Genomic DNA, 22,760 nt, shown 5'->3' with positions numbered 1-22,760 from the left:
ATTGCTCCGGGTTTCGGGCCACAGTGGTGCGGCCCGGGGGTTCAGGAAAAAAGATCAGAAATTATCATACATGCTGGAGCTGGGGCGGATGAAATCCAGAGGACGGCGGCGCAGGCGCTGGCCCAGCACGCGCGCCAGCGCCAGCATGTCGCTGCGCGGCAGATCGAAGGCGCGCATGGCGGTGTACAGCGACAGCCCGAAGCTCACCGTCAGGTTCAGCACAAACATGCAGGCCACGCCCGCCAGGCCCCACAGCACCAGCGGCGTCACCGGTATGCCGTCGCCCTGCAGGCTCAGCGCCGACAGGGCCAGCTTGCCACTGCTGATGGTGACGTGGCGGACATCCACCGGCAGGCCCAGAAAAGCACCCAGCACCGGCGCAAAGCCCAGCATCAGGCCCAGCGCCACGCAGGTCGCCCAGCCCGACAGGTGGCGGTCCACGAACTGGCCCAGACGCTCCATGCGGGCCCGGCCGAAACGCTCGCCCAGCGGGTGCTCGGCCATGGCCAGTGGCAGACGGTGGTAGGTGGCCCAGTTGGCGATCCAGCCGCCCAGCACGCTGGCCACGAACAGGATGACACCGGTCAGTGCCGCGTAGAAGACCGTGCCGCTGCTCAGGGGGTTGAAGCTCTGCAGCGTGTCCACGGCAAACTGCTCATCGACCAGCGGATGCCCGGCCAGCGCTGTCCACGCCGTCGCGAAAACGATGGCGCCCACGACGACCGCAATGATGTTGCCCAGTGCCGCAGCAATCTGCGAGTGCACGATGCGGGTGATGGTGTCGGCGACACGCTCCAGCCGGTGGCGGCTGTCATGGCTGCGCAGCACGTTGGCCAGCGCCGCTGCCGTCATGGCGGGCTGCTTGGTGGCGAGCAGCAGGCCCAGATGCTGCAGCACCAGAAAAGCCAGGGTGTAGTTCAGCCCGTTGAACAGGGCGTCAAAAAACGGCGCCAGGTGCCATTCGTGCAGCAGGAATTTGCCCGCTGCGGTGAACACCATCAGCAGCCCGCCGCCCGCTGCCGCCAGCCAGATGTGGCGGTATTCGGACGGGGACTGGGCGATGTAGTGTTCGCCCGTCTGCCCGGCGCTGTCCACCACCTTGCGTTGCAGCAGGTTGAGGTTGGTGCGCAGCAGGTGGCGGATGCTTCGGTCCTGCATGTTGTAACGCACCAGCAGCGCCAGCAGACGCTGCGCCTGCTGCAGGCGCTCAGCCGGGTGCTGGGCCAGCAGCAGCGCGACCATGATTTCCATGCGCAGCAGGCAGCATTCGATCACGCCCATGCCAAAGACGACATCGACGCTGATCCCGCTGCTGTCCAGATGCTCGTGCACCCAGGCCAGCTCGTCGCGGCAGCGTTGCGCGCGGGATTGCCAGCGGGCGGCCACCTGCTGCGGATCGGCCTCGCCCCCGGTGGCGGCATCGCCTGCGCCGACCAGCGCGTCCAGAAGCTCTTCGCTGGCCTGCGCCAGCGCGTGAAAGGGCGACAGCCGCACCGGCCCGGGCTGCGAGCGCCGCCGCACCGGCGCGGCCAGACCCTCGGCCTGCACGCGGGCGGCCAGCAGGCGAAAGCCGTCGAAAAACGCCTGGCGCATCTGCTGCGCCAGCGCGGCGTCGTCCATGGGCAGCAGGGCCTGCGCCAGCCGCGCGAAAAGATCGGCTGGCATGTGCTCCAGCAGTTCCAGCTCGTGCGGGTGCGCGAACTGCCGATCCAGCACGCGCGCCAGGTTGTGATCGTCGCGCGGCTCGGGCAGCAGCCGCGAGCCGATGCGCTCGCCCAGCTCGGCCCAGAAGCCGCGGTGGCCGGGCATGCCGCCTTCGCCGAAGAGCGCTGTGGCGTCCGAGGCCATCAGCGTGGCATGCAGGGAAGCGCGCACCCCTGCCGCCAGATCAGCATGGTTGTCCAGCACATCCGCCAGCACCGCCAGGCGCTGCAGCGGGTGGCCGATCACCTGATGGCCGCTGGCATAGACCTCACTCCACAGCGGCGGCCCGGCCAGCCAGCGCGTCAGCGCCAGCCAGGCGTCGATGCGGCCCCGCAGCGTGTCGCGCGCGGCCATGTCCTGCAGCAGGTCCTGCAGCACGGCCAGCTCGCGGTGGCGGTGATGGGGCAGCAGCGCAGCGGCGTCGGCAGAGGTTTTGTCGGTCATGAACAGGGGCGAAGATCGCCATCAGCAAAACACCGGCGGATTCTAGGTCAGCTGGGGTTTTCCCGGGGCCTCGGGTTGATCCGCATGTGGGCCAGCGGGACCCGCAGAACAGCGGCCTGTATGGGTCTGGCGTGCAGGCGGCCCCCCCGATTCAGGGGGGTCGGGTCTTGCCCGTCCGCTGACCATTTGCTAAAACGGTTAGCACATTCTGGTCAGGATTATCCAATGTCTATCATCATTGCGCGTTATATTCCTGACGAGGCGCACCGGGCTCTTTGCCAGCTGGTCCAGCAGCGCTGCCAGCGCAATACGGCGCTGAAGCCCGTGCGTGCATCCCCACCAGAAGATCTGCCCGACCTCACCGAATCACCGCCAGACGGGCCAGAGACCCAGCCGGATTGAGCGCTGGCGGGTGCTGAACCGCAGGTTCGAGGTAACCCGCGGGAGTGCTGTTGCGGCTTTCAGGCCGCCATCGGCCAGATCAGCCGAAAGCAGCTGCCCGGGCCATCGTCGCGGGCCAGACATTGCACCCGGGCGTTCTGACGCTGCGCAATCTGGCGCACCAGTGCCAGCCCGAGGCCGACGCCTCCGGCGTGCTCGGCGTGGCCGGGCAGGCGGTAAAAGGCTTCGAAAATGCGCTCGCGCAACTCGGGCGCGATGCCGGGGCCGCGATCCAGAACGTCGATGTGCAGCAGACCGGGCTGGTCCGCTTGGGCGATGCGCAGACGCACCTCGCTGCCACCGTAGCGGCAGGCGTTTTCGACCAGATTGCGCACGGCGCGCAGCAGCAGGCGCTCGTCGGCCAGCACCTGGTGGGTGCCGTCCAGCGGCGGAACGATTTCCACGTCAGTGGGGGCCAGGCCCGCACGCGCCATCACCTCGTCGAACAGGCCGTCCAGCGCCAGGGCCTCGGGCCTGGCGGGCACCGCGCCGGCCTCGATGCGGCTGGACAGCAGAACCTCTTCGACCAGCGCGTCCAGCTCGGCGATGTCGGTGTTGATCTCGTGGCTGAGCTGCGTCTGCTGCGTGCTGCTGGCGCCGGGCAGCATGGCCAGCGCCATTTTCATGCGTGCCAGCGGCGAGCGCAGTTCGTGGCTGGCGTTGGCCAGCAGCGAGCGGTGCGCCTGGACCAGGTCCTGCACCTGCTGCGCGGCCTGGTTGAAGCTTTTGGCCAGCGCCGCCACCTCGTCGCGGCCGCGCACCGGCACGCGCACCGACAGATCGCCCCGGCCGAAGTTCTGCACGCCCGCGTTCAGATCCACAAGGCGCCGCGTCAGCGAGCGTACCGCTGGCCAGGCGCCCAGCGCCACGGCAACAAACAGGGCCACCAGCATCACCAGCAGGTTGACCGTGCTGTCGGCGCCGGGAATCAGCGCCGGCAGCAGTCCGGGCGGGCCGTGCGGACTGCCCTGCGGTCCGCCGTCCGGACGGTGCGGCGCCCCGGCGCTGTCCCCCGCCTCCATCGCGGGTTTGCGACCGGGCTTGAGTCCCAGCCACAGTGTGCGTTTGTCGCGCAGATCAAACGCCATCCAGCGGATGGGCCGGTCGGGCGAGTGCCCGGCGGTGACCATGCGCTCGCCGGCGGCGTCGTCCAGCGCCAGCGGGATGCCCAGGCGCTGCGACCAGTCCAGCACGGCCTGCGACTGTTCAGCCCGCGGGGTATCGCCTTCGGGCAGGGATTCCTCGATCAGTTCGGCCCAGGCCGCGGAGCGCTGCTGGAAGCGGTGTTCGACGCGCTGGCGCACCTCGCTGGCGCGGCGCTCCATCTGCTCGTGCACGATCCAGCCGCCGACCACCGAAAACAGCAGCAGCACGGCCAGGACCGTGGCGTAGATGCGCAGGTACAGCGAGCGCATGGGACCCGGACTCAGGGCTGGCGGCGGGCGAACAGATAGCCGCTGCCACGCACCGTCAGCAGACGGCGCGGGTTTTTGGCGTCGTCTTCGATGGCGTTACGGATGCGCGAAATGTGCACATCGATGCTGCGGTCGAAGGCGTCAAAGGTCTCGCCCTTGAGACTGTCCATGATGTGGTCGCGCGACAGCACGCGCCCGGGCGATCCGGCCAGCAGCGCCAGCAGATCGAACTGGTAGGCGGTCAGGCGGCAGGCCTGGCCATCGAGCAGCGCCTGGCGCGCGGCCAGGTCGATCTGCAGGCGGCCGAAATCGAGCACGTCCGCGCCGCTGGGCGGCGCACTGCCGGGTGCGGCGCTGTGGCTGCGGCGCAGCAGGGCGCGGATGCGGGCCAGCAGTTCGCGCGGCTCGAAGGGCTTGGCCAGATAGTCGTCGGCACCGACCTCCAGGCCCAGCACGCGGTCCATGGGATCGCCCTTCGCGCTGAGCATCAGCACCGGCAGGCCCTGTCCGGCGCTGGCGTTCGCGCTGGCTTCCAGCTCGCGGGCCAGATCCAGGCCGCTGCCGTCGGGCAGCATCTGGTCCAGCACCAGCAGATCCAGCGCGGGCGAGGCTGCCGACAGGCGCGCACGGCCTTCGGCCAGCGAGTGGGCGGCTTCCACCTCCATGCCGTTCTGGCGCAGATAGTCGCCCACCATGCGCGTCAGGCGGGTGTCGTCATCGATGAGAAGAACCAGCGGTTTCGTCATGGGCGCGACTATACCGCAGGCCTTTTCGGACAGCTGGGCGGTGGCGGTCATCATCGGCTGGCGGGCGTCTGGGCGCCGCGCTCAGTGGCGTGACGCTCTTTCATGGTCTGGGCCTTGCGGTCCCAGCGCGCCTGCATCAGCCCGGCCAGCTGGCTGCGCTGCGCCGGGGTCAGCACCTGCGCCATGTCGATCAGGGCCTGTGTGTGCTGCTGGCTCATCTGCTGCATGCGGCCCATGCGCTCCTGCTGCAGTCGCTGGATGGCGGCGGTGTCCACGGTGGGCTGGGTCAGCGCGGTCATGAGCTGGCGCTGCATGTCCGCGGGGCCGTTGGCGGCTTTGCGCTGGGCGCGCTGGGCCTCCATCTGTGTGCGCATCCGGGTCTGGATGGCCTGGATCTGGCTGCGCTGCGCGGCGTCGAGTTTGAGCGTGTCCATCAGGCGGGCGCTGGCTTTGGGGTTCATCAGTGCCATCAGCCCACCCCCGCCGTGGTGGCCGTGGTGCCCGCGTGCGCCTTTGGGGCCGTCCCGGCCATCGCGTCCGTCCGGACCATCGCGGCCGTCCAGGCCGGGGGCGGGCGGTACCAGCGGCGCGCCGGTGGCGGCCGGTGTCTGGGCCCGGCTGGTCAGCGGTGTGGCCAGTCCGAAGGCGATGGCGCTCACGGCGACCAGCGCAGCGGCCGATTTCATCATGCGGTTCATGGGCAGGGCCTGGGCTTTCATGCGGAACTCCTTGGTGGGCAGCGTGTGGGGTTTGTCCATGGGGGCATCATCTGCGCAGGGTGTTGCCGCTGTATGCGGCGTGGGTAAACCGCGGTAAAGAATTGAAAATGCTGGAGTTGACGATGCGCCGGCAGGCTGGCGTCCGCGCACGCCACTGCCACAGTCGGCGAGACCCCGTGGTCCGCCCGGGGATGCGCTCTGGCGCTATGCTCTCGCGCCATGACGGAGGGCTTTTCCTCCGGTGTTTTTTCTGGAGATCTTTCGTGAAGAATCTGTTTGACGCCGTCCAGGCGGGCGATCTTGCACTGGCCAACCGCATCGTCATGGCGCCGCTGACGCGCAACCGGGCTCCCGGTGCCCAGCCCAATGCGCTGATGGTCGAGTACTACCGCCAGCGCGCGGGCGCGGGCCTGATCATCACCGAAGCCACGGCCATCAGCCACCAGGGCCAGGGCTATGCCGACGTGCCCGGCCTGTGGTCATCCGACCAGGTGGCGGGCTGGCGCCGGGTCACCGACGCCGTCCACGCCGCAGGCGGTCGCATCGTGCCGCAGCTGTGGCACGTGGGACGCATTTCGCACCCTGCGCTGCAGCCCGACGGCCAGGCGCCAGTCGCGCCGTCTGCCCTGCAGGCGCAGTCGCGCAGCTATCTGATCGAGCGCGACGCCAGCGGCCAGGTCGTCAGCGCCGGTTTCGAGCCCACGGCCATGCCGCGGGCACTGGACATCTCCGAGCTGCCCGGCATCGTTAGCGACTATGTGCGCGCCGCGCGCAACGCCATCGACGCCGGTTTTGACGGCATCGAAATCCACGCGGCCAACGGCTATCTGCTGGACCAGTTCCTGCGCAGTGGCTCCAACCAGCGCACCGACGCCTACGGCGGCTCCATCGAAAACCGCGCCCGTCTGCTCATCGAGGTGATGCAGGCGGTGACGCAGGCCATCGGCGCGGGCCGCGTGGGCGTGCGTCTGTCGCCGGTCAGTCCGGCCAACGACGCCATGGATGCCGACCCGCAGCCGCTGTTCAACCACGTGATGACCGCGCTGGCGCCGCTGGGCCTGGCCTATATTCATGTGGTCGAGGGCGCCACGGCCGGGCCGCGCGATCACAGCCAGGGCGAAACACCCTTCGACTGGGCGGCGCTGCAGCAGGCCTACCGCAGCGCGGGCGGGCAGGGCGCCTGGATGGTCAACAACGGCTACACCCGCGAACTGGCCGACGAGGCCCTGGCCGGACGCCTGAGTGGCGCGCAGGCTGACCTGGTCGCTTTTGGCCGCCCCTACATCGCCAACCCCGATCTGGCCGAGCGCCTGCGCACGGGCGCGCCGCTCAACCCGCTGGACGCCGACACCCTGTATGGCGGCGGCGCCAAAGGCTATACCGACTACCCGGCGCTGGACAGCGCCCCCGCCGCATGAGCGCGATTCCTGCGGGCGCGCTGCGCATCGGGCTGGTGTCGGTCAGCGACCGCGCCAGCAGCGGCGTTTACGAGGATCGCGGCCTGCCCGCGCTGCAGGACTGGCTGGTGCGCACCCTGGCCAGCCCTTACGCGCTGCAGACCCGGCTGATTGCTGACGAGCGCGACGTCATCGCTGCCACGCTGCGCGAGCTGGTTGACGAGGCCGGCTGCCACTGGGTGCTGACCACCGGCGGCACCGGCCCCGCGCCGCGCGACGTGACGCCCGAGGCCACGCTGGACGTGGCCGACCGCGTCATGCCGGGCTTTGGCGAGCAGATGCGCGCCGTCAGCCTCAAATACGTGCCCACAGCCATCCTGTCGCGGCAGGTGGGGGCGATCCGGGGCGGAGCGCTGATCCTCAACCTGCCCGGCCAGCCCAAGGCCATCGCCGAGACGCTGGACGGTGTTTTTGGCGCCGTGCCCTACTGTCTGGACCTGATCGGCGCGCCTTATGTGACGGCGCAGCCCGGCGCGGTCCAGCCTTTCAGGCCCCGGTCAGCGCAGGCCCCCAGCCCGGCGGGCTGATTTCTTCTTCCGGGGCCTTGATCGTTTCGCTCAGGCCACGCTCCAGCACCCAGGCCCTCAGGGCATCGGGCGGCATGGGGCGGCTGGCGTAATAGCCCTGGTAGAACTCGCACTGCATGGCGCGCAGGGCTTCGAGCTGGCGCACGGTTTCGACGCCCTCGGCCTGCACCGTCATCCCCAGGCTGTGCGAGAGCTTGACCACCGCCTCGGAAATCGCGCAGCCCGCGCCCACGTCGGGCAGCTGGTTGACGAAGCTGCGGTCGATCTTGAGCTTGGTCAGCGGGAAGCGCTGCAGGTAGGACAGCGAGGAATAGCCCGTGCCGAAATCGTCCACCGCCAGCGACACGCCCAGATCGCGCAGCATCATCAGCACGGCCAGGGTTTTTTCGGTATCGCCGATCAGCGTGCTTTCGGTGATTTCGATCTCCAGCAGGCCGGCCGGGAAGCCCGTGCGCTCCAGCGTGTCGGCCACGACCTGGATGAAGTTGGGCGAGCGCAGCTGGCGCGCCGACACGTTGACCGCCATGTGCAGCGGCAGACCCTCGTCCAGCCAGGCCCGGCCCTGCTGGCAGGCCATCTCCAGCACCTGCGTGCCCAGCGCGACCACAAGGCCCGTGCGCTCGGCCTCACCGATGAACTCGTCCGGATACACCAGCGAGGCGCGGGTGGGGTCTTTCCAGCGCACCAGCGCCTCGACGCCCGTAGGGCGGTCGTCGTGCAGGCTCATCTGCGGCTGGTAGTGCAGGACGAACTCGCGGTTTTCCAGCGCGCGGCGGATGCTGCGGTCCAGAGCCAGACGCAGCTTGGCGGCCTTGGTCAGGTTCTCGCTGTAGAAGGCCAGGCGGTTCTTGCCCTCGGATTTGGCGCGGTGCAGCGCGGTGTCGGCGTGCTGCATCATCTCTTCGGGCGTGTCGCCCTGCGCGGGCCCGACGACGATGCCGATGCTGATGCGCACCATCACTTCGACATCGTCCTCCAGCGGCACCGGGTGCTCGAAGAGGCGCTGGATGCGGTGTGCCACGGCGGCCGCGTCGTCGGCGCTGTCCAGACGCTCGAGCAGGATGGCGAACTCGTCGCCGCCCAGGCGGTAGAGCGAATCACCGTCGCGCAGCGTGCACTCCAGGCTGTGCGCCGTCGAGGCCAGCAGCGCGTCGCCCTGGCGGTGTGTGTGGCTGTCGTTGATGTCCTTGAAATCGTCGATGTCGATGACCAGCAGCGCCATCAGGTGCTGGGTCGATTTGCGGATGGCCAGACCGTGCACCAGCACCTCGCGCAGCTTGCGGCGGTTGGGCAGGCCGGTGAGCATGTCGTGGTAGGACTGGTAGACCAGCTCGGACTTGGCCTGCTTCAGCTCGGAAATCTCGCTGAAGATGCCCACGTAATGGATGATGCGCTGGTCGTCATCGCGCAGCGGCACCACGCTGAGCAGCTTGGTGTAAACGTCGCCGTTCTTGCGGCGGCTGACCAGCTCGCCGCGCCAGCGCCCGTGCACGTCGATGGCATACCAGATCTGCGTGAGCACGTGCGGCTGGTTGATGTCGGTCAGGTAATCCGAGACATGCTGGCCCATGACCTCGTCGGGCGTGTAGCCGGTGACTTCGCTGAAGGCCTGGTTGATCTGGATGACGCGCCGCGCTGCGTCGGTGACCACGATGCCTTCGCCCGCGCGCTCGAAAACCAGCGAGATCAGGCGCTGCGATTCTTCAGCAGCATGGCGTTCGGTGACGTCGGTGCAGCCCATCCAGAAGCCCAGCAGCCGCCCCTGGCTGTCCTGGCGGCGCAGCACCTTGACCTCGAACCAGCGCTTGTCGCCGCCGATCTGCGGGGCACCCAGGGCGATTTCGGTGTGGCTGAATTCGCCGTGCAGCGGGGTGGAGCGGCGGCGGTCGAAGCGGGAACTGCCTTCGCTGTCCATGTCCTGCTGCGGCATCTGCGTGGCGCTGTCCAGCGCCTCGTGCTGGACGGCCATCAGCAGCTTGGGCGCGTGCGACTGGCCTTCCAGCGCGGCCTGCTGCATCAGCACGCGCAGCGCGACGTGGCTGGCGGGCTGCAGGCCGCGTTCCAGTCCCGCCTGGCGCAGCACGCGGGCCAGCGCATCCAGTGCCAGCGGGTGGGCCTCGGCCAGCACCGAGGTGTCCAGCGGGCCGGGCGGCCGGGGGTGGGCCTGCACGGCCGTGACGCGGCCCAGCGAGTCGAGCTGCAGGCTCAGGTCAAAGCGCAGCAGCGACAGTGCCTGGTCCAGGCTCAAACCATCCTGCCCGCCCGCATTGCGCAGACGCAGCAGCGCCAGTCCGCCCGCCAGCATCAGCGTGGCCAGAACGGCTGTGGCGGCCAGCCCCCAGGCCGTGGCCTGGCCCGCTGCCAGGGCGGGCCACAGCAGCAGGGCCATGAAACCGGCGAGCACCGACAGGGCCACAGCGCAGCCCAGCCACAGGGGCTGGGACAGCAGGCGCAGGACAAATGATGAAGAGGGCGTGTTCAAGGGCGGTCCGGCAGGCCTCGTGGCAGGAACATTCGTGCGGATGCTACTGCAAGGGGGCCTGCAGGCAGCGTGCGAATTGGGCGGGGAAAGCCGGATTACTCCTCAATGCCGGTGATTTTTTGTGACGCTGTTACCCCTTTTCAGGCCAGCCTGTCAAGCTGGGAAACCGTATGGCATTGGCGGGTAAAAACACTAGCTGTGGTGCTTGCCATGCGAAATTCATCCAGATATAGTGTCTGCCTGTCCCGTCATCCCTAGCTCTGCACGCCCATGAACGCTCCCCTGACCCCCGATGCCATGACGCTGTCCACCTTCTCCTCCGGCGCAGATGCGCCCTTCGATCCCGCCCAGTACGCGGGCTACCAGATCGTGCGTCGCAATGGCTCGGTGGTGGCTTTCGAGCCCGCCAAGATCGCCGTGGCGCTGATGAAAGCCTTCCTGGCCGTTCACGGCAGCCAGGGCGCGGCGTCCAGCAGCGTGCGCGACACGGTGCAGCAGCTCACCGTCACCGTGGTCCAGGCGCTGCTGCGCTCGCGCCCGGCCGGGGGCACTTTCCACATCGAAGACGTGCAGGACCAGGTCGAACTGGGCCTGATGCGCGGCGGTTTCCATGAAGTGGCCCGCGCCTACGTGCTCTACCGCGAGCGCCGCAGCCAGGAGCGCCGCCAGCAGCAGGCGCAGCAGCCGGCCGCCGCTGCCGCTGCGACGCTCTTCGTGACCGACCGCGGCCAGCGCGTGCCGCTGGATCTGGACGGCCTGCGCGCCCTGGTCGAAGGCGCCTGCCAGGGCCTGGCGCCCGAGGTGACCGCCACGCCCATCCTGTCCGAAACGCAGCGCAACCTGTACGACGGCGTGCCGCTGGCCGAAGTCCACAAGGCGCTGATCCTGGCCGCGCGCACCCTGATCGAGCGCGATCCCGACTACAGCCGCGTCACCGCCCGCCTGCTGATGCACACCATCGAGCGCGAGATTCTGGGCAGCGCCCCCGCCGACGCGGCCCAGCGCGCTCAGGCCTACAGCGACTATTTCCCGTCTTTCATCAAAAAAGGCGTGCAGGCCGAGCTGCTGGACGAGCGCCTGATGCAGTTCGACCTGCCGCGTCTGGCCGCCGCCCTGCACCCCGAGCGCGACGACCAGTTCGATTATCTGGGCCTGCAGACGCTGTACGACCGCTACTTCCTGCACATCAAAAAGACGCGCATCGAGATGCCGCAGGCCTTTTTCATGCGCGTGGCCATGGGCCTGTCGCTGAACGAGATCGACCGCGAATCGCGCGCCATCGAGTTCTACGAGCTGCTGTCCAGCTTTGACTTCATGTCCAGCACGCCGACGCTGTTCAACAGCGGCACGCGCCGCAGCCAGCTCTCCAGCTGCTACCTGACCACGGTGGGCGACGACCTGGACGGCATTTACGAGGCCATCAAGGAAAACGCGCTGCTCTCCAAGTTCGCGGGGGGCCTTGGCAACGACTGGACGCCGGTGCGCGCCTTGGGCAGCCACATCAAGGGCACCAACGGCGAATCGCAGGGCGTGGTGCCTTTCCTGAAGGTGGTCAACGACACCGCCGTGGCGGTCAACCAGGGCGGCAAGCGCAAGGGCGCGGTCTGCGCCTACCTGGAAACCTGGCACCTGGACATCGAAGAATTCCTGGAGCTGCGCAAGAACACCGGCGACGACCGCCGTCGCACGCACGACATGAACACGGCCAACTGGGTGCCCGACCTGTTCATGAAGCGCGTCATGGAAGGCGCCGACTGGACGCTGTTCAGCCCCTCCGACTGCCCCGACCTGCACGAGCTGTCGGGCGCCGCCTTCGAGGCCGCCTACACCGCCTACGAGGCCAGCGCCGACCGCGGCGATCTGACGCTGTTCCGCCGCCTGCCCGCACGCGATCTGTGGCGCAAGATGCTGACCATGCTGTTCGAAACCGGCCACCCCTGGATCACCTTCAAGGACGCCTGCAACCTGCGCAGCCCGCAGCAGCACGTCGGCGTGGTCCACTCCAGCAACCTGTGCACCGAGATCACGCTCAACACCAACGACAGCGAAATCGCCGTGTGCAACCTGGGCTCGGTCAACCTGGCCCGCCACCTCAAGCCCGCCGCCGTGCTGGCCCAGGGGCAGCTGGACGTCGCCCAGGCCATCGACATGGACAAGCTGCGCCGCACCGTGACCACGGCCATGCGCATGCTGGACAACGTCATCGACATCAACTACTACGCCGTCAAGAAAGCCCGCGACAGCAACCTGCGCCACCGCCCGGTGGGCCTGGGCATCATGGGCTTCCAGGACAGCCTGTACCGCCTGAAAACGCCTTACGCCAGCGAATCCGCCATGGTTTTCGCCGACGCGTCCATGGAGGCCGTGTGCTACTTCGCCTACAGCGCCTCGTGCGATCTGGCGCAGGAGCGCGGGCGTTACTCCAGCTACAACGGTTCGCTCTGGAGCCAGGGGATCCTGCCGCACGACAGCCTGCGCCTGCTGCAGGAAGCGCGCGGCGGCTACCTGGAGGTCAACACCGACCAGCGCCTCGACTGGGAGGCCTTGCGCACGCGCATCCTGCAGCACGGCATGCGCAACAGCAACTGCGTGGCCATCGCGCCGACGGCCACCATCAGCAACATCATCGGCGTGGACGCCTCGATCGAGCCCTGCTTTGGCAACCTCTCGGTCAAGAGCAACCTGTCGGGCGAATTCACCATCATCAACGAAGCCCTGGTGCGCGATCTCAAGGCGCTGGACCTGTGGGACGACGTGATGCTGATGGATCTCAAGCACTTCGATGGCAGCCTGCGCCGCATCGACCGCGTGCCCGCACAGATCAAATCGGTTTACGCCACGGCCTTTGAGGTTGAGGCACAGTGGCTGGTCGAAGCCGCCTCGCGCCGCCAGAAATGGATCGACCAGGCGCAGTCGCTCAACATTTACGTTGCGGGCGCCTCGGGCAAGAAGCTGGACGAAATTTACAAGCTGGCCTGGACACGCGGCCTGAAAACCACCTACTACCTGCGCACCATGGCCGCCACGCACGTCGAGAAATCGACCGCGCACAGCGGCGCGCTCAACGCGGTGCAGTCGGGCGGCCCGGCCCCCGCTGCTGCAGCGCCCGTTTCAGCCGCACCGGTGGCCGAAGCGAGCGTCGCGGGATCGGACGTGAAGTTCTGCTCCATCGACAACCCGGACTGCGAAGCCTGCCAGTGATCCGGCCGGTTTCTGCACTGATCTGACCCACAAGGAGAACCCCATGCTGTCCTGGGACGACGAAGATACTGCGGCCACCACCGCTCCCCCCGCACCGGCTGCGCCCGCCGCAAATGCCTCCGGCCAGCCCAGCCTGCCTGGGCTGGATCTTCCCGCGTCGCCAGCCGCTTCGGCTGCGCCGCCCCAGGCCAGCCGCGTCAAGGCCAGCGAGAAGCGCATCATCAACGGCCAGACCGACGTCAACCAGCTGGTGCCCTTCAAGTACAAATGGGCCTGGGAAAAGTACCTGGCCACCTGCGCCAACCACTGGATGCCGCAGGAAGTGAACATGAACCGCGACATCGCCCTGTGGAAAGACCCCAAGGGCCTGACCGAGGACGAGCGTCGCATCGTCAAGCGCAACCTGGGCTTTTTCGTGACGGCCGACAGCCTGGCCGCCAACAACATCGTGCTGGGCACCTACCGCCACATTACGGCGCCCGAGTGCCGCCAGTTTCTGCTGCGCCAGGCGTTTGAAGAGGCCATCCACACCCACGCCTACCAGTACATCGTCGAATCGCTGGGCCTGGACGAGGCGGAGATCTTCAACGCCTACAACGAGGTCAAATCCATCCGCGACAAGGACGAGTTCCTGATCCCCTTCATCGAGGCGATCAGCGACCCCGGTTTCCACACCGGCACGCACGAAACCGACCAGACGCTGCTCAAAAGCCTGATCGTTTTCGCTTGCCTGATGGAAGGGCTGTTCTTCTACGTCGGCTTCACCCAGATCTTGGCGCTGGGCCGCCAGAACAAAATGGTGGGCGCCGCCGAGCAGTACCAGTACATCCTGCGCGACGAATCCATGCACTGCAATTTCGGCATCGATCTGATCAACCAGCTCAAGATCGAGAACCCGCAGCTGTGGACGCCCGCCTTCAAGGACGAGATCCGCGAGCTGTTCGTCAAGGCCGTGGATCTGGAATACGCCTACGCCGAAGACACCATGCCGCGCGGCGTGCTGGGCATGAACGCCGCGATGTTCAAGAGCTACCTGCGCTTCATCGCCAACCGCCGGGCCACGCAGATCGGGCTGGACGCGCTCTTCCCCAGCGAGGAGAATCCCTTCCCTTGGATGAGCGAGATGATCGATCTCAAAAAAGAGCGCAATTTCTTCGAAACCCGCGTCATCGAATACCAGACCGGTGGCGCCCTGTCCTGGGACTGAACATGACTGCCAAAGAGGCCACCCGCGTGGCGACGCCCCGCGTTAAAAAAGCCGCAGCGCCCAAGACGACGCAGCCCGCTGCGGCTGCGGCTGTGACGGCCCCGGCCACCAAGACGGCCGCACGGCCAGCCGCTGCCAAAACGGTGGCGGCGAAAACGGCGGCGGCCAAAACAGTGGCCGCTGCTTCAGCGGCGGGGGTGGAGAAAGCCCCGGCCAAAGCGGCGTCCAAAGCCGCTCTCAAAGCCCCTGCCAAGGCGGCCAAGCCCGCTGCGGGCAAAGCCCCTTCGCGTCGTGGCAAGGTGGCCGCTGACGCCGCACTGCCCACTGACGCGCTGGTGGTGCCGTTGCCCGTGGCGCCGCGCAGCCAGATTCGCACCCGCCTGAGCGACCATGCCGCTTGGCCGTTTCCGGCGCCGGACGGCGCGGCCTGAAGCGCGGGCACAGCAAGGCTTCAACGTTAGTCAGGGCGGGTCAGATCATTCCGTTTGCGCCTGGCCTGTCAGTCCCGTCAGTGTGGCCGCCGCCCGACAGGAGTGGCGGTCAATGGCTCGCACAGGCTGCGCCGCAGCACGGTTCCGGTCAGTGCGGTGCCGATAAAGCCGGACACCCCCACCACCAGCAGCAGGGCAAGCACAGCTTTTACTGTCCCGACGCTGCCGCCAGCTGCTGCCAGGTTGTCATCACCGTGTCCGGGTTGAGCGAAATCGACACGATGCCTTCCTGCGTCAGCCACTGCGCGAAATCGGGGTGATCGCTGGGGCCCTGGCCGCAGATGCCGATGTATTTGCCTTGGGCGCGGCAGGCGCGGATGGCCTGCGAAATCAGGGCTTTGACGGCCGGATCGCGCTCGTCAAAGTCGGCGGCCAGCAGCTCCATGCCGGAATCGCGGTCCAGCCCCAGCGTGAGCTGAGTGAGGTCGTTCGAGCCGATCGACATGCCGTCGAAAAACTGCAGGAACTGCTCGGCCAGGATGGCGTTGCTGGGCACCTCGCACATCATGATGACGCGCAGGCCGTCCTCGCCGCGCTTCAGGCCCTGTTCGGCGAGCAGGCCGATGACGCGCTCGGCCTGGCCCAGCGTGCGCACAAAGGGCACCATGATTTCGACGTTTGTGAGGCCCATGTCGTTGCGCACGCGCTTGAGCGCTTCGCATTCCATGGCGAAGGCTTCGCGGAAATCTTCGCTGATATAGCGCGACGCGCCACGGAAACCCAGCATGGGGTTTTCCTCGTCGGGCTCGTAGCGGCTGCCGCCGATGAGCTTTTTGTACTCGTTCGATTTGAAATCGGACAGGCGCACGATGACCGGCTTGGGCCAGAACGCCGCGGCGATGGTGGCGATGCCTTCGGCCAGCTTGTCCACGTAGAAGGCGCGCGGGCTGCTGTGGCCGCGCGCCACCGATTCCACGGCCTTTTTCAGGTCGGAATCGATGTGCGGGTACTCCAGGATGGCCTTGGGGTGCACGCCGATGTTGTTGTTGATGATGAATTCCAGCCGCGCCAAGCCCACGCCGCTGCCCGGCATCTGGGCGAAATCAAAGGCCAGCTGCGGGTTGCCCACGTTCATCATGATCTTGACCGGGCAGGGCGGCAGTTCGACCTGCGCCACTTCGGTCACTTCGGTGTCCAGCAGGCCGTCGTAGATCAGGCCGGTGTCGCCCTCGGAGCAGACCACGGTGACCAGCGCGCCGTCAGACAGCGTTTCGGTGGCGTCGCCGCATCCGACCACGGCCGGGATGCCCAGCTCGCGGGCGATGATGGCCGCGTGGCAGGTGCGCCCGCCGCGGTTCGTGACGATGGCGCTGGCGCGCTTCATCACCGGCTCCCAGTTGGGATCGGTCATGTCGGTGACCAGCACGTCGCCGGGCTGGACCTGGTCCATCTCGGAAATGTGCTGCACCAGGCGCACTGGCCCGGCGCCGATTTTCTGCCCGATGGCGCGACCTTCGGCCAGAACGGTGCTGGTCGATTTGAGTTTGAAGCGCTGCTCGGCCTTGCCCTTGGACTGGCTTTTCACCGTCTCGGGGCGCGCCTGCAGGATGTAGAGCTGGCCGTCCACGCCGTCTTTGCCCCATTCAATGTCCATGGGGCGGCCGTAATGCTGCTCGATGATCAGGGCGTAACGCGACAGCTCGAGCACCTCGGCGTCGGTCAGCGAGTAGCGGTTGCGCAGTTCCAGCGGCGTGTCGCTGGTCTGCACGAGGCGCCCGTGCGTGGCGCGCTCTTCGTCGCTGGCGAAGGTCATGCGCAGCAGCTTGCTGCCCAGATTGCGCCGGATCAACGCCTGGCGCCCGGCGCGCAGCGTGGGTTTATGGACATAGAACTCGTCGGGATTGACGGCGCCCTGGACCACGGTTTCGCCCAGGCCGTAGCTGGAGGTCACGAAAACCACGTCCTCGAAGCCCGATTCGGTGTCCAGCGTGAACATCACCCCGGCCGCGCCCTGGTCCGAGCGCACCATGCGCTGTACGCCCGCCGACAGGGCGACGCCGCTGTGGGCAAAGCCCTTGTGCACGCGGTAGCTGATGGCGCGGTCGTTGTACAGGCTGGCGAAGACTTCCTTCATGCGGTGCAGGATGCCGTCGATGCCGACCACGTTGAGAAAGGTTTCCTGCTGCCCGGCGAAACTGGCGTCGGGCAGGTCTTCGGCGGTGGCCGACGAGCGCACGGCAAAGCTGGCATCGGGCGATCCGGCGCTCAGGCGCGCGAATTCGGCGCGGATGGCGGCGTCCAGTTCGGCAGGGAAGGGGGCGGCTTCGACCCAGCCGCGAATCTCGGCGCCTGCGGCGGCCAGGGCGTTGACGTCTTCGGTGTCCAGCGTTGAGAGGCGCTGGTTGATGCGATCTTCCAGGCCGCCCTGGCGCAGGAACTCGCGGAAAGCGTGGGCCGTGGTGGCAAAACCGCCGGGCACGCGCACGCCGGTGGCGGCCAGCTGGCTGATCATTTCACCGAGCGAGGCGTTTTTGCCCCCCACGGTGTCGACATCGTGCATGCGCAGATGCTCGAAAGGCACGACCAGCGAGGTCGTCAGGTTGATCCTGGCGTTCATGTGAAGCTCCAAAGTTAAAAACCTGTGCCTCCCGCGCGCTGAGCAAAATCGCACGTTCACTGGCTTGCGGGCATTCTAAACAACAAGTCGGGCCACTTTTGACGGCATGGGTCACGCCACGGCGGTGTTAGCGCGAGCAAATGGGCCTGTGTGCTACTCACCCCACAGGGGCTGTGAAACAATCCGCCCCATGAAAGACATCGCATCCCGTGCCGGAGACGGCGCCGTCCTGCTGGACATCGCAGGCCCTGAACTGACCGAAGCCGACCGCCGCCGCGTGCGTCACCCGCTGACCGGCGGGGTGATCCTGTTTGCGCGCCACTGGCAGGGCCGCGAGCAGCTGGCTGCCTTGACGGCCGAGCTGCGCGCGCTGCGCCCCGATCTGCTGATCTGTGTGGATCAGGAGGGTGGGCGCGTGCAGCGCTTTCGCGGCGATGGCATGACCGCGCTGCCTGCCATGGCGCGACTGGGCGATCTGGCGCGGGCGCAGGGCCTGGCCGCCGCCGCCGATGCGGCCACCGCCACGGGCCTGGTCCTGGCCAGCGAGCTGCGCGCCTGCGGGGTGGATTTCAGCTTCGCGCCGGTGCTGGATCTGGATCCGGGCAGCCGCTGCCCGGCGATCGGCACGCGCTCGTTTGGCGAGGACGCGCAGACGGTGGCGCTGCTGGCGCGCGCGCTCATCCAGGGGCTGAACCAGGCGGGTCTGGCCAGCTGCGGCAAGCATTTCCCCGGCCACGGCCGTGTCCAGCTCGACAGCCATGTGGCCGTGCCCATCGACGACCGCGCGCTGGACGATCTGCTGGCCGATGACGCCAGCCCCTACGGCTGGCTGCGCACGGCGCTGGACAGCGTCATGCCCGCGCATGTGCGCTATCCGCAGGTGGATGCGCGCCCGGCGGGCTTCTCGCGCGTCTGGCTGCAGGACATCCTGCGCGGCCGCCTCGGCTTCCATGGCCTGATTTTCAGCGACGACCTCAGCATGGAAGCCGCCCGGCGCGTGGACGATGTCCAGGGCGGCGCGCTGCTGCCTTATGCCGACGCCGCGCTGCTGGCGCTGCAGGCCGGCTGCGACATGGCGGTGGTCTGCAACCAGTCCATCGGCGACAGCACCGCACTGGACGATCTGCTGGACGGCCTCTCGCAGGCCCGCGACAGCGGCGCCTGGCAGCCCGATCCGCTCAGCCGCGAGCGCCGTCTGCGCCTGCTGGCGCGCGGCCCCGCCCTGGTCTGGGACGCCCTGCAGCGCGAATCCCGCTACGTCGCCGCCCGCGATCTGCTGGCCACCCGAATGGCCGAACTGGCTGAACAGGAGAAATCCCCATGCTGAACTTTGCCCCTGTCCGCCGCGTTCACCGCCTGGCGCTGCTGCTGCCGCTGTCGCTGGCCCTAGGCGCCTGCGCCAATATCGGCGTGGGGGTGGGGATTCCGCTCTTCCCGGGCGTGTCTGTGGGCGTGGGCTTGGGCTCGAATGGCCCCACCGTGGGCGTCAACGCGGGCCACGGCCCCTTTGGCGTGGGCGTCGGTGTCAACACCCAGGGCCAGGTCGTTGGAAGCGCGGGGGTGGGCGTGGGCACGAATGTAGGCGGTGCGACGGTCTCGACCGGCGTGGGTGCCTCGACGGTGCTGGTCGATCCGGCACGCAACAATACCCCGGCCAATCAGCGCTGATTTGCGCCTATCATCGGCGACCGTCTGCTTCTGGGGATCCCATGAAAGAGTTCCGCATTTCCTTTGTGGTCACGGCCGTCTGCCTGGGTGTGGCCGCCTGGTGGGGCCACAACAGCGGCATGGGCCTGTGGCAGGCGCTGTGGATCTGCGCCGTGCTGGCCATCCTGGAGGTCTCGCTGTCGTTTGACAACGCCGTGGTCAACGCCGGGGTGCTCAAGCACATGGACGAGTTCTGGCGCCAGATGTTCCTCACGGTCGGTATCGTCATTGCCGTGTTTGGCATGCGCCTGGTTTTTCCCATCGTCATCGTGGCCGTGGCCACCGGCCAGGGGCCTGTCCCGGTGATGGAAATGGCGCTGACCCGGCCGGACGATTACAGCCGCGTGCTGACCGACAATTACCCGACGATCGCCGCTTTTGGCGGCATGTTCCTGCTGCTGGTCTTTCTGAACTTCCTGTTCGACAAGGACCGCGACCTGCACTGGCTGGGCGCCGCCGAGCGCCTGGCCGGCTCGCTGGGCAAGGCCGATGCCATGTCCGTCATCGTCGCCGTGGCGGTGCTGATGTCGACCAAGCTCTTCCTGCCTGTGGCGGTCTTTCACGACGTGCTGTTTGCCGGCATCGCGGGCATCCTGCTCTTCCTTTTGGTGGACAGCATCGACGCGCTGTTTGAACCAGACGAGGCCGAAGGGGAGGGGCAGGGCGGCAGCAGCCTGGGCCCGGCCAAGCGCTCGGGTCTGGCGGCCTTCATGTACCTGGAGGTGCTGGACGCGTCTTTCTCGTTCGACGGCGTGATCGGCGCTTTCGCCATCACCCGCGACGTGGTCATCATCATGCTGGGCCTGGCGATTGGCGCGATGTTCGTGCGCTCGATGACGGTCTACCTGGTCAACAAGGGCACGCTGGACCAGTTTGTCTTTCTGGAGCACGGCGCGCACTACGCCATCGGCGTGCTGGCCATCATCATGCTGATCGGCACGGTGCAGCACGTGCCCGAAGTGCTGACCGGCCTGATCGGCGTGGCCTTTATTGCGGCATCGGTATGGTCGTCGATCCGCTACCGCAAAAAGCAGGAAGCGGCCGCCTGAGCGGCCTGAGTCGGTGAAGCGACCATAAAAAAAGCCACCCGCAGGGGTGGCTTTTTAGTGAGTGACTTTGAAAGGCTGTTTTTGATTCAGCGGGGTTCTCAATCAATCGTGGTGCCGGTGACCGGAATCGAACTGGTGACCTACGCGTTACGAGTGCGTTGCTCTACCAACTGAGCTACACCGGCAATTCGCTCATTATAGGCGAAAAACCGCGCACTCGATGAATCGAAGCGCGGATACCGGTACAGAGGCCCCTTCAGGCTGATCACCCCGCCGGTTACCGGTCCCGGCCGTGGGCTCTGTCTGTCCTTATATCGCAAAGCAGACGACGTGTCATGTTTTTTCGTGCGTCCGGCGTTTCAGAACGGCGCTGGGCTGTGCCACGTCGCACGTCCGCCGTGGCTGGGGTGCTTCAGCGCCAGGTGGCTGGCGTGCAGCAGCAGCCGATCCGGCGCGGCGGTGCTGCCGCCGGGCTGCCAGGCGGGCGGGGCGTAGAACTCGTCGCCCAGAATCGGGTGGTTGATCCACTGCATGTGCACGCGCAGCTGGTGGCTGCGCCCGGTGACGGGCCACAGCGCGACGCGGGTGGCGGGGGCCTGCGCCAGCGGCCAGGGCGCCAGGCTGCGGTAGAGCGTCAGGGCGGGCTTGCCCCAGTGCACGTTGACCTGCTGGCGCGGCCGGTTGGGCCAGTCGACCAGCAGCGCCTTGTCGACCTGGCCGTGGGGCGGATCAGGCTGGCCCAGCACGACGGCTTCGTAGCGCTTGGCCACTTCGCGCTGCTGGAACTGGCGTGCCAGATCGGCCTGCGCCGCCTTGTGCCGCGCCAGGACGATCAGCCCCGAAGTGGCCTGATCCAGCCGGTGCACAACGAGAAGCGGCCCGCCGGAATCGCTTCCGGGCGGGCCGCTCAGGGGCGCCAGACGGCGCAGAAGATGATCCTGACCGGGATCGCGGCCCGGCACGGACAGCAGCCCGGCTGGTTTGACAGCGACCACCCAGTCGTCGTCCAGCGCCAGAAGGTCTATGCCGCCGAGCTGGTCCAGCACCGGGCTGGCCGCGGTCTGTTCCAGAAGGGCGTCAACCGGCTGTGCGGGATCAGCGGGGGCCATGTCCGGTTTTGGGGCCTTTGCCCCCCGGACGGAAAGCGCCGCGCGGGCCCTTGCCGCCGACCGGCACGCCGTTGGCGTTGTACTGCCCGGCGCCTGCGCCCGGCTGGGCCGGACGGTGGGCGGGACGGCCTTCAAAAGCGCGCGCTTCGTGGGCGCGGGCCTCGTAAGGACGACCCTCATGCGGACGGCCCTCAGGGCGACCTTCCCAGGGGCGAGCCGGACGGTCACTGCCTGGACGCTGTTCCCAGGGGCGGGCGCCGGCCGGACGCTCGGTGCGCGGCGCATCTGCCGACCAGCCCGAGCCTTCGGCGCGCGGAGCGCCCGGGCGGAAGCCGTCGCGCGAGCCACGCGGGCCACCTGCCGGTTTGCCCCAGGGCTTGCTGGCGCCGTAGCCACCACCACCGCCGCCGAAACCGCCCTTGCCACGCGGTGCGTCCGAGCGGCCAAAACCGCCGCCCTTGCCACCCGGCAGGGGGCGCAGGTCGGTCACCGGCAGACGCGGCTCCAGCCCGGTGATCTGGCTGATTTTGAACGGCTGCTGCGTGAAGCCCTGGATGCGGCGCAGCATCATGACGTCGCGGCGCGTGGCCAGCGTGATCGCCAGACCCGTGCGGCCCGCGCGGCCGGTGCGGCCGATGCGGTGAACGTAATCTTCGGCTTTCATCGGCAAGCCGAAGTTGACGACGTGGCTGATGCCGGGGACGTCGATGCCGCGCGCGGCCACGTCGGTGGCGACCAGCACGCGCAGCTGGCCCTGGCGCAGGCCCATCAGCGTGCGGTTGCGCTTGCCCTGGGGCATGGCGCCGTGCAGCGGGGCGACGGCGTGACCCAGCTCGGCCAGGTGCAGCGCCAGATCGTCAGCGTCGCGCTGGGTGCTGGTGAAGACCACGGCCTGCGTCAGATCGCGCTCGGCCAGGATGTGCTCCAGCAGCGCCAGCTTGTGGCGGTGGTCGTCGGCCCACATCAGCTTCTGCTCGATGCTGGCGGAGCCTTGCGTGTTGGCCGCGACGTTGACGTGAACGGCGTCGGGCTTGAGGATTTCGTCCGCCAGACGGCCAACCTGGCCGCCGAAGGTGGCGCTGACCATGAGCGTCTGGCGCTCCTGCGGCAGCGAGTGCGCGATGCGCTCGATGTCCTCGATGAAGCCCATGTCCAGCATGCGGTCGGCCTCGTCCAGGATGATCATGCGCACGCGGTCCAGGTTCAGCTTGCCGCTGTCCAGGTGGTCGATCAGACGGCCCGGCGTGGCGACCAGCAGGTCCAGGCGACCGGCGATGGCCTGCAGCTGGGCGGGGTAGGGCATGCCGCCCACCACGGTGGCGGTGCGCAGGCCGGGAATCTGGCCCCCGTAATTGGCCGCGGCCTTGCTGACCTGCATGGCCAGTTCGCGCGTGGGGGCCAGCACCAGGATGCTGGGGCCGGTTCCGGCGCCGAACTCTTTGCGCGGATCAACGCGGGGACCGCGCTGGGGACGGCGGTCAAAGCTGCCGGGGCGGCCACGCGG

The 22,760-nt window shown here is 67.9% G+C and carries 16 protein-coding genes and 1 tRNA gene; 8 read left to right on the top strand and 9 right to left on the bottom strand.

What is annotated here, in order from left to right:
* Nucleotides 1-54: 54 nt before the first annotated feature.
* The 4 genes from RV045_RS03310 to RV045_RS03295 form a co-directional block, all read right to left on the bottom strand.
* Nucleotides 55-2,148, bottom strand: a complete 2,094-nt coding sequence (locus RV045_RS03310; protein WP_423234345.1) for a hypothetical protein — start codon at nucleotides 2,146-2,148, stop codon at nucleotides 55-57.
* Between the two features lie 461 nt (nucleotides 2,149-2,609).
* Nucleotides 2,610-4,004, bottom strand: coding sequence for a sensor histidine kinase (locus tag RV045_RS03305; protein ID WP_423234344.1), 1,395 nt, complete (start codon nucleotides 4,002-4,004; stop codon nucleotides 2,610-2,612).
* 11 nt (nucleotides 4,005-4,015) lie between these two features.
* Complete coding sequence (locus RV045_RS03300) at nucleotides 4,016-4,750, bottom strand: winged helix-turn-helix domain-containing protein (protein ID WP_423234486.1); 735 nt, start codon at nucleotides 4,748-4,750, stop codon at nucleotides 4,016-4,018.
* 50 nt (nucleotides 4,751-4,800) lie between these two features.
* Nucleotides 4,801-5,508, bottom strand: coding sequence for a Spy/CpxP family protein refolding chaperone (locus tag RV045_RS03295; RefSeq protein ID WP_423234343.1), 708 nt, complete (start codon nucleotides 5,506-5,508; stop codon nucleotides 4,801-4,803).
* A 224-nt stretch (nucleotides 5,509-5,732) separates the two neighbouring features.
* Here RV045_RS03295 and RV045_RS03290 point away from each other — a divergent pair, with 224 nt between their 5' ends.
* Together RV045_RS03290 and mog are read left to right on the top strand one after the other, a co-directional pair.
* Entirely contained in the window at nucleotides 5,733-6,887 is a 1,155-nt protein-coding gene (locus tag RV045_RS03290) for an alkene reductase (RefSeq protein ID WP_423234342.1), read from the top strand.
* Nucleotides 6,884-7,453: a molybdopterin adenylyltransferase gene (mog, locus tag RV045_RS03285; protein ID WP_423234341.1), complete on the top strand. Its 570-nt coding sequence runs from the start codon at nucleotides 6,884-6,886 to the stop codon at nucleotides 7,451-7,453. The genes RV045_RS03290 and mog overlap by 4 nt, the downstream gene beginning before the upstream one ends.
* On the opposite strand, the gene RV045_RS03280 is transcribed toward mog, so the two are convergent.
* Entirely contained in the window at nucleotides 7,413-9,935 is a 2,523-nt protein-coding gene (locus RV045_RS03280; protein ID WP_423234340.1) for a putative bifunctional diguanylate cyclase/phosphodiesterase, read from the bottom strand. The genes mog and RV045_RS03280 overlap by 41 nt on opposite strands.
* A gap of 297 nt (nucleotides 9,936-10,232) precedes the next feature.
* Here RV045_RS03280 and RV045_RS03275 point away from each other — a divergent pair, with 297 nt between their 5' ends.
* Genes RV045_RS03275 through RV045_RS03265 form a run of 3 tightly spaced genes read left to right on the top strand, consistent with a single transcriptional unit; the run spans nucleotide 10,233 to nucleotide 14,774 of the window.
* Nucleotides 10,233-13,136: a ribonucleoside-diphosphate reductase subunit alpha gene (locus RV045_RS03275; RefSeq protein WP_423234485.1), complete on the top strand. Its 2,904-nt coding sequence runs from the start codon at nucleotides 10,233-10,235 to the stop codon at nucleotides 13,134-13,136.
* Between the two features lie 43 nt (nucleotides 13,137-13,179).
* Nucleotides 13,180-14,343 carry a ribonucleotide-diphosphate reductase subunit beta gene (locus RV045_RS03270; RefSeq protein ID WP_423234339.1) on the top strand — a complete coding sequence of 388 codons (1,164 nt, stop codon included), beginning with the start codon at nucleotides 13,180-13,182 and terminating at the stop codon, nucleotides 14,341-14,343.
* 2 nt (nucleotides 14,344-14,345) lie between these two features.
* The gene (locus tag RV045_RS03265; RefSeq protein WP_423234338.1) at nucleotides 14,346-14,774 is read left to right on the top strand and encodes a hypothetical protein; all 429 of its coding nucleotides are present in this window, start codon (nucleotides 14,346-14,348) and stop codon (nucleotides 14,772-14,774) included.
* A 208-nt stretch (nucleotides 14,775-14,982) separates the two neighbouring features.
* On the opposite strand, the gene ppsA is transcribed toward RV045_RS03265, so the two are convergent.
* Nucleotides 14,983-17,391 (bottom strand): phosphoenolpyruvate synthase, encoded by a 2,409-nt coding sequence (ppsA, locus tag RV045_RS03260; protein WP_423234337.1) that lies wholly within the window; start codon nucleotides 17,389-17,391, stop codon nucleotides 14,983-14,985.
* A 190-nt stretch (nucleotides 17,392-17,581) separates the two neighbouring features.
* On the opposite strand from ppsA, the gene nagZ reads away from it, so the two are divergent.
* From nagZ to RV045_RS03245, 3 genes are read left to right on the top strand one after another with little or no spacing between them, the layout of a single operon-like run.
* Complete coding sequence (gene nagZ / locus RV045_RS03255; protein ID WP_423234336.1) at nucleotides 17,582-18,718, top strand: beta-N-acetylhexosaminidase; 1,137 nt, start codon at nucleotides 17,582-17,584, stop codon at nucleotides 18,716-18,718.
* Nucleotides 18,712-19,059, top strand: coding sequence for a hypothetical protein (locus RV045_RS03250; protein ID WP_423234335.1), 348 nt, complete (start codon nucleotides 18,712-18,714; stop codon nucleotides 19,057-19,059). Before nagZ ends, RV045_RS03250 begins: the two co-directional genes overlap by 7 nt.
* 41 nt (nucleotides 19,060-19,100) lie before the next feature.
* Entirely contained in the window at nucleotides 19,101-20,147 is a 1,047-nt protein-coding gene (locus RV045_RS03245; RefSeq protein ID WP_423234334.1) for a DUF475 domain-containing protein, read from the top strand.
* Between the two features lie 109 nt (nucleotides 20,148-20,256).
* Here RV045_RS03245 and RV045_RS03240 read toward each other — a convergent pair.
* From RV045_RS03240 to RV045_RS03230, 3 genes are all read right to left on the bottom strand, one after another.
* Nucleotides 20,257-20,332 (bottom strand) — tRNA-Thr (locus RV045_RS03240).
* Nucleotides 20,333-20,506: 174 nt separating this feature from the next.
* Nucleotides 20,507-21,256, bottom strand: coding sequence for an RluA family pseudouridine synthase (locus RV045_RS03235; protein WP_423234333.1), 750 nt, complete (start codon nucleotides 21,254-21,256; stop codon nucleotides 20,507-20,509).
* A partial coding sequence (locus tag RV045_RS03230) for a DEAD/DEAH box helicase (protein ID WP_423234332.1) occupies nucleotides 21,243-22,760 on the bottom strand: 1,518 nt, incomplete at its 5' end. The genes RV045_RS03235 and RV045_RS03230, both read right to left, overlap by 14 nt.

The sequence above is a fragment of the Amphibiibacter pelophylacis genome (assembly GCF_037688875.1).
GTDB classification, from domain to species: Bacteria; Pseudomonadota; Gammaproteobacteria; order Burkholderiales; family Burkholderiaceae_C; genus Amphibiibacter; species Amphibiibacter pelophylacis.
This window is presented reverse-complemented; position numbering and strand designations above follow the sequence as displayed.

Bases quoted from the DNA above. Each gene is read 5' to 3' on its own strand.
- RV045_RS03310 (WP_423234345.1), bottom strand. From the start codon at position 2,148: ATGACCGACAAAACCTCTGCCGACGCCGCTGCGCTGCTGCCCCATCAC.
- RV045_RS03305 (WP_423234344.1), bottom strand. From the start codon at position 4,004: ATGCGCTCGCTGTACCTGCGCATCTACGCCACGGTCCTGGCCGTGCTG.
- RV045_RS03300 (WP_423234486.1), bottom strand. From the start codon at position 4,750: ATGACGAAACCGCTGGTTCTTCTCATCGATGACGACACCCGCCTGACG.
- RV045_RS03295 (WP_423234343.1), bottom strand. From the start codon at position 5,508: ATGGACAAACCCCACACGCTGCCCACCAAGGAGTTCCGCATGAAAGCC.
- mog (WP_423234341.1), top strand. From the start codon at position 6,884: ATGAGCGCGATTCCTGCGGGCGCGCTGCGCATCGGGCTGGTGTCGGTC.
- RV045_RS03275 (WP_423234485.1), top strand. From the start codon at position 10,233: ATGACGCTGTCCACCTTCTCCTCCGGCGCAGATGCGCCCTTCGATCCC.
- RV045_RS03270 (WP_423234339.1), top strand. From the start codon at position 13,180: ATGCTGTCCTGGGACGACGAAGATACTGCGGCCACCACCGCTCCCCCC.
- RV045_RS03265 (WP_423234338.1), top strand. From the start codon at position 14,346: ATGACTGCCAAAGAGGCCACCCGCGTGGCGACGCCCCGCGTTAAAAAA.
- ppsA (WP_423234337.1), bottom strand. From the start codon at position 17,391: ATGAACGCCAGGATCAACCTGACGACCTCGCTGGTCGTGCCTTTCGAG.
- nagZ (WP_423234336.1), top strand. From the start codon at position 17,582: ATGAAAGACATCGCATCCCGTGCCGGAGACGGCGCCGTCCTGCTGGAC.
- RV045_RS03250 (WP_423234335.1), top strand. From the start codon at position 18,712: ATGCTGAACTTTGCCCCTGTCCGCCGCGTTCACCGCCTGGCGCTGCTG.
- RV045_RS03245 (WP_423234334.1), top strand. From the start codon at position 19,101: ATGAAAGAGTTCCGCATTTCCTTTGTGGTCACGGCCGTCTGCCTGGGT.
- RV045_RS03235 (WP_423234333.1), bottom strand. From the start codon at position 21,256: ATGGCCCCCGCTGATCCCGCACAGCCGGTTGACGCCCTTCTGGAACAG.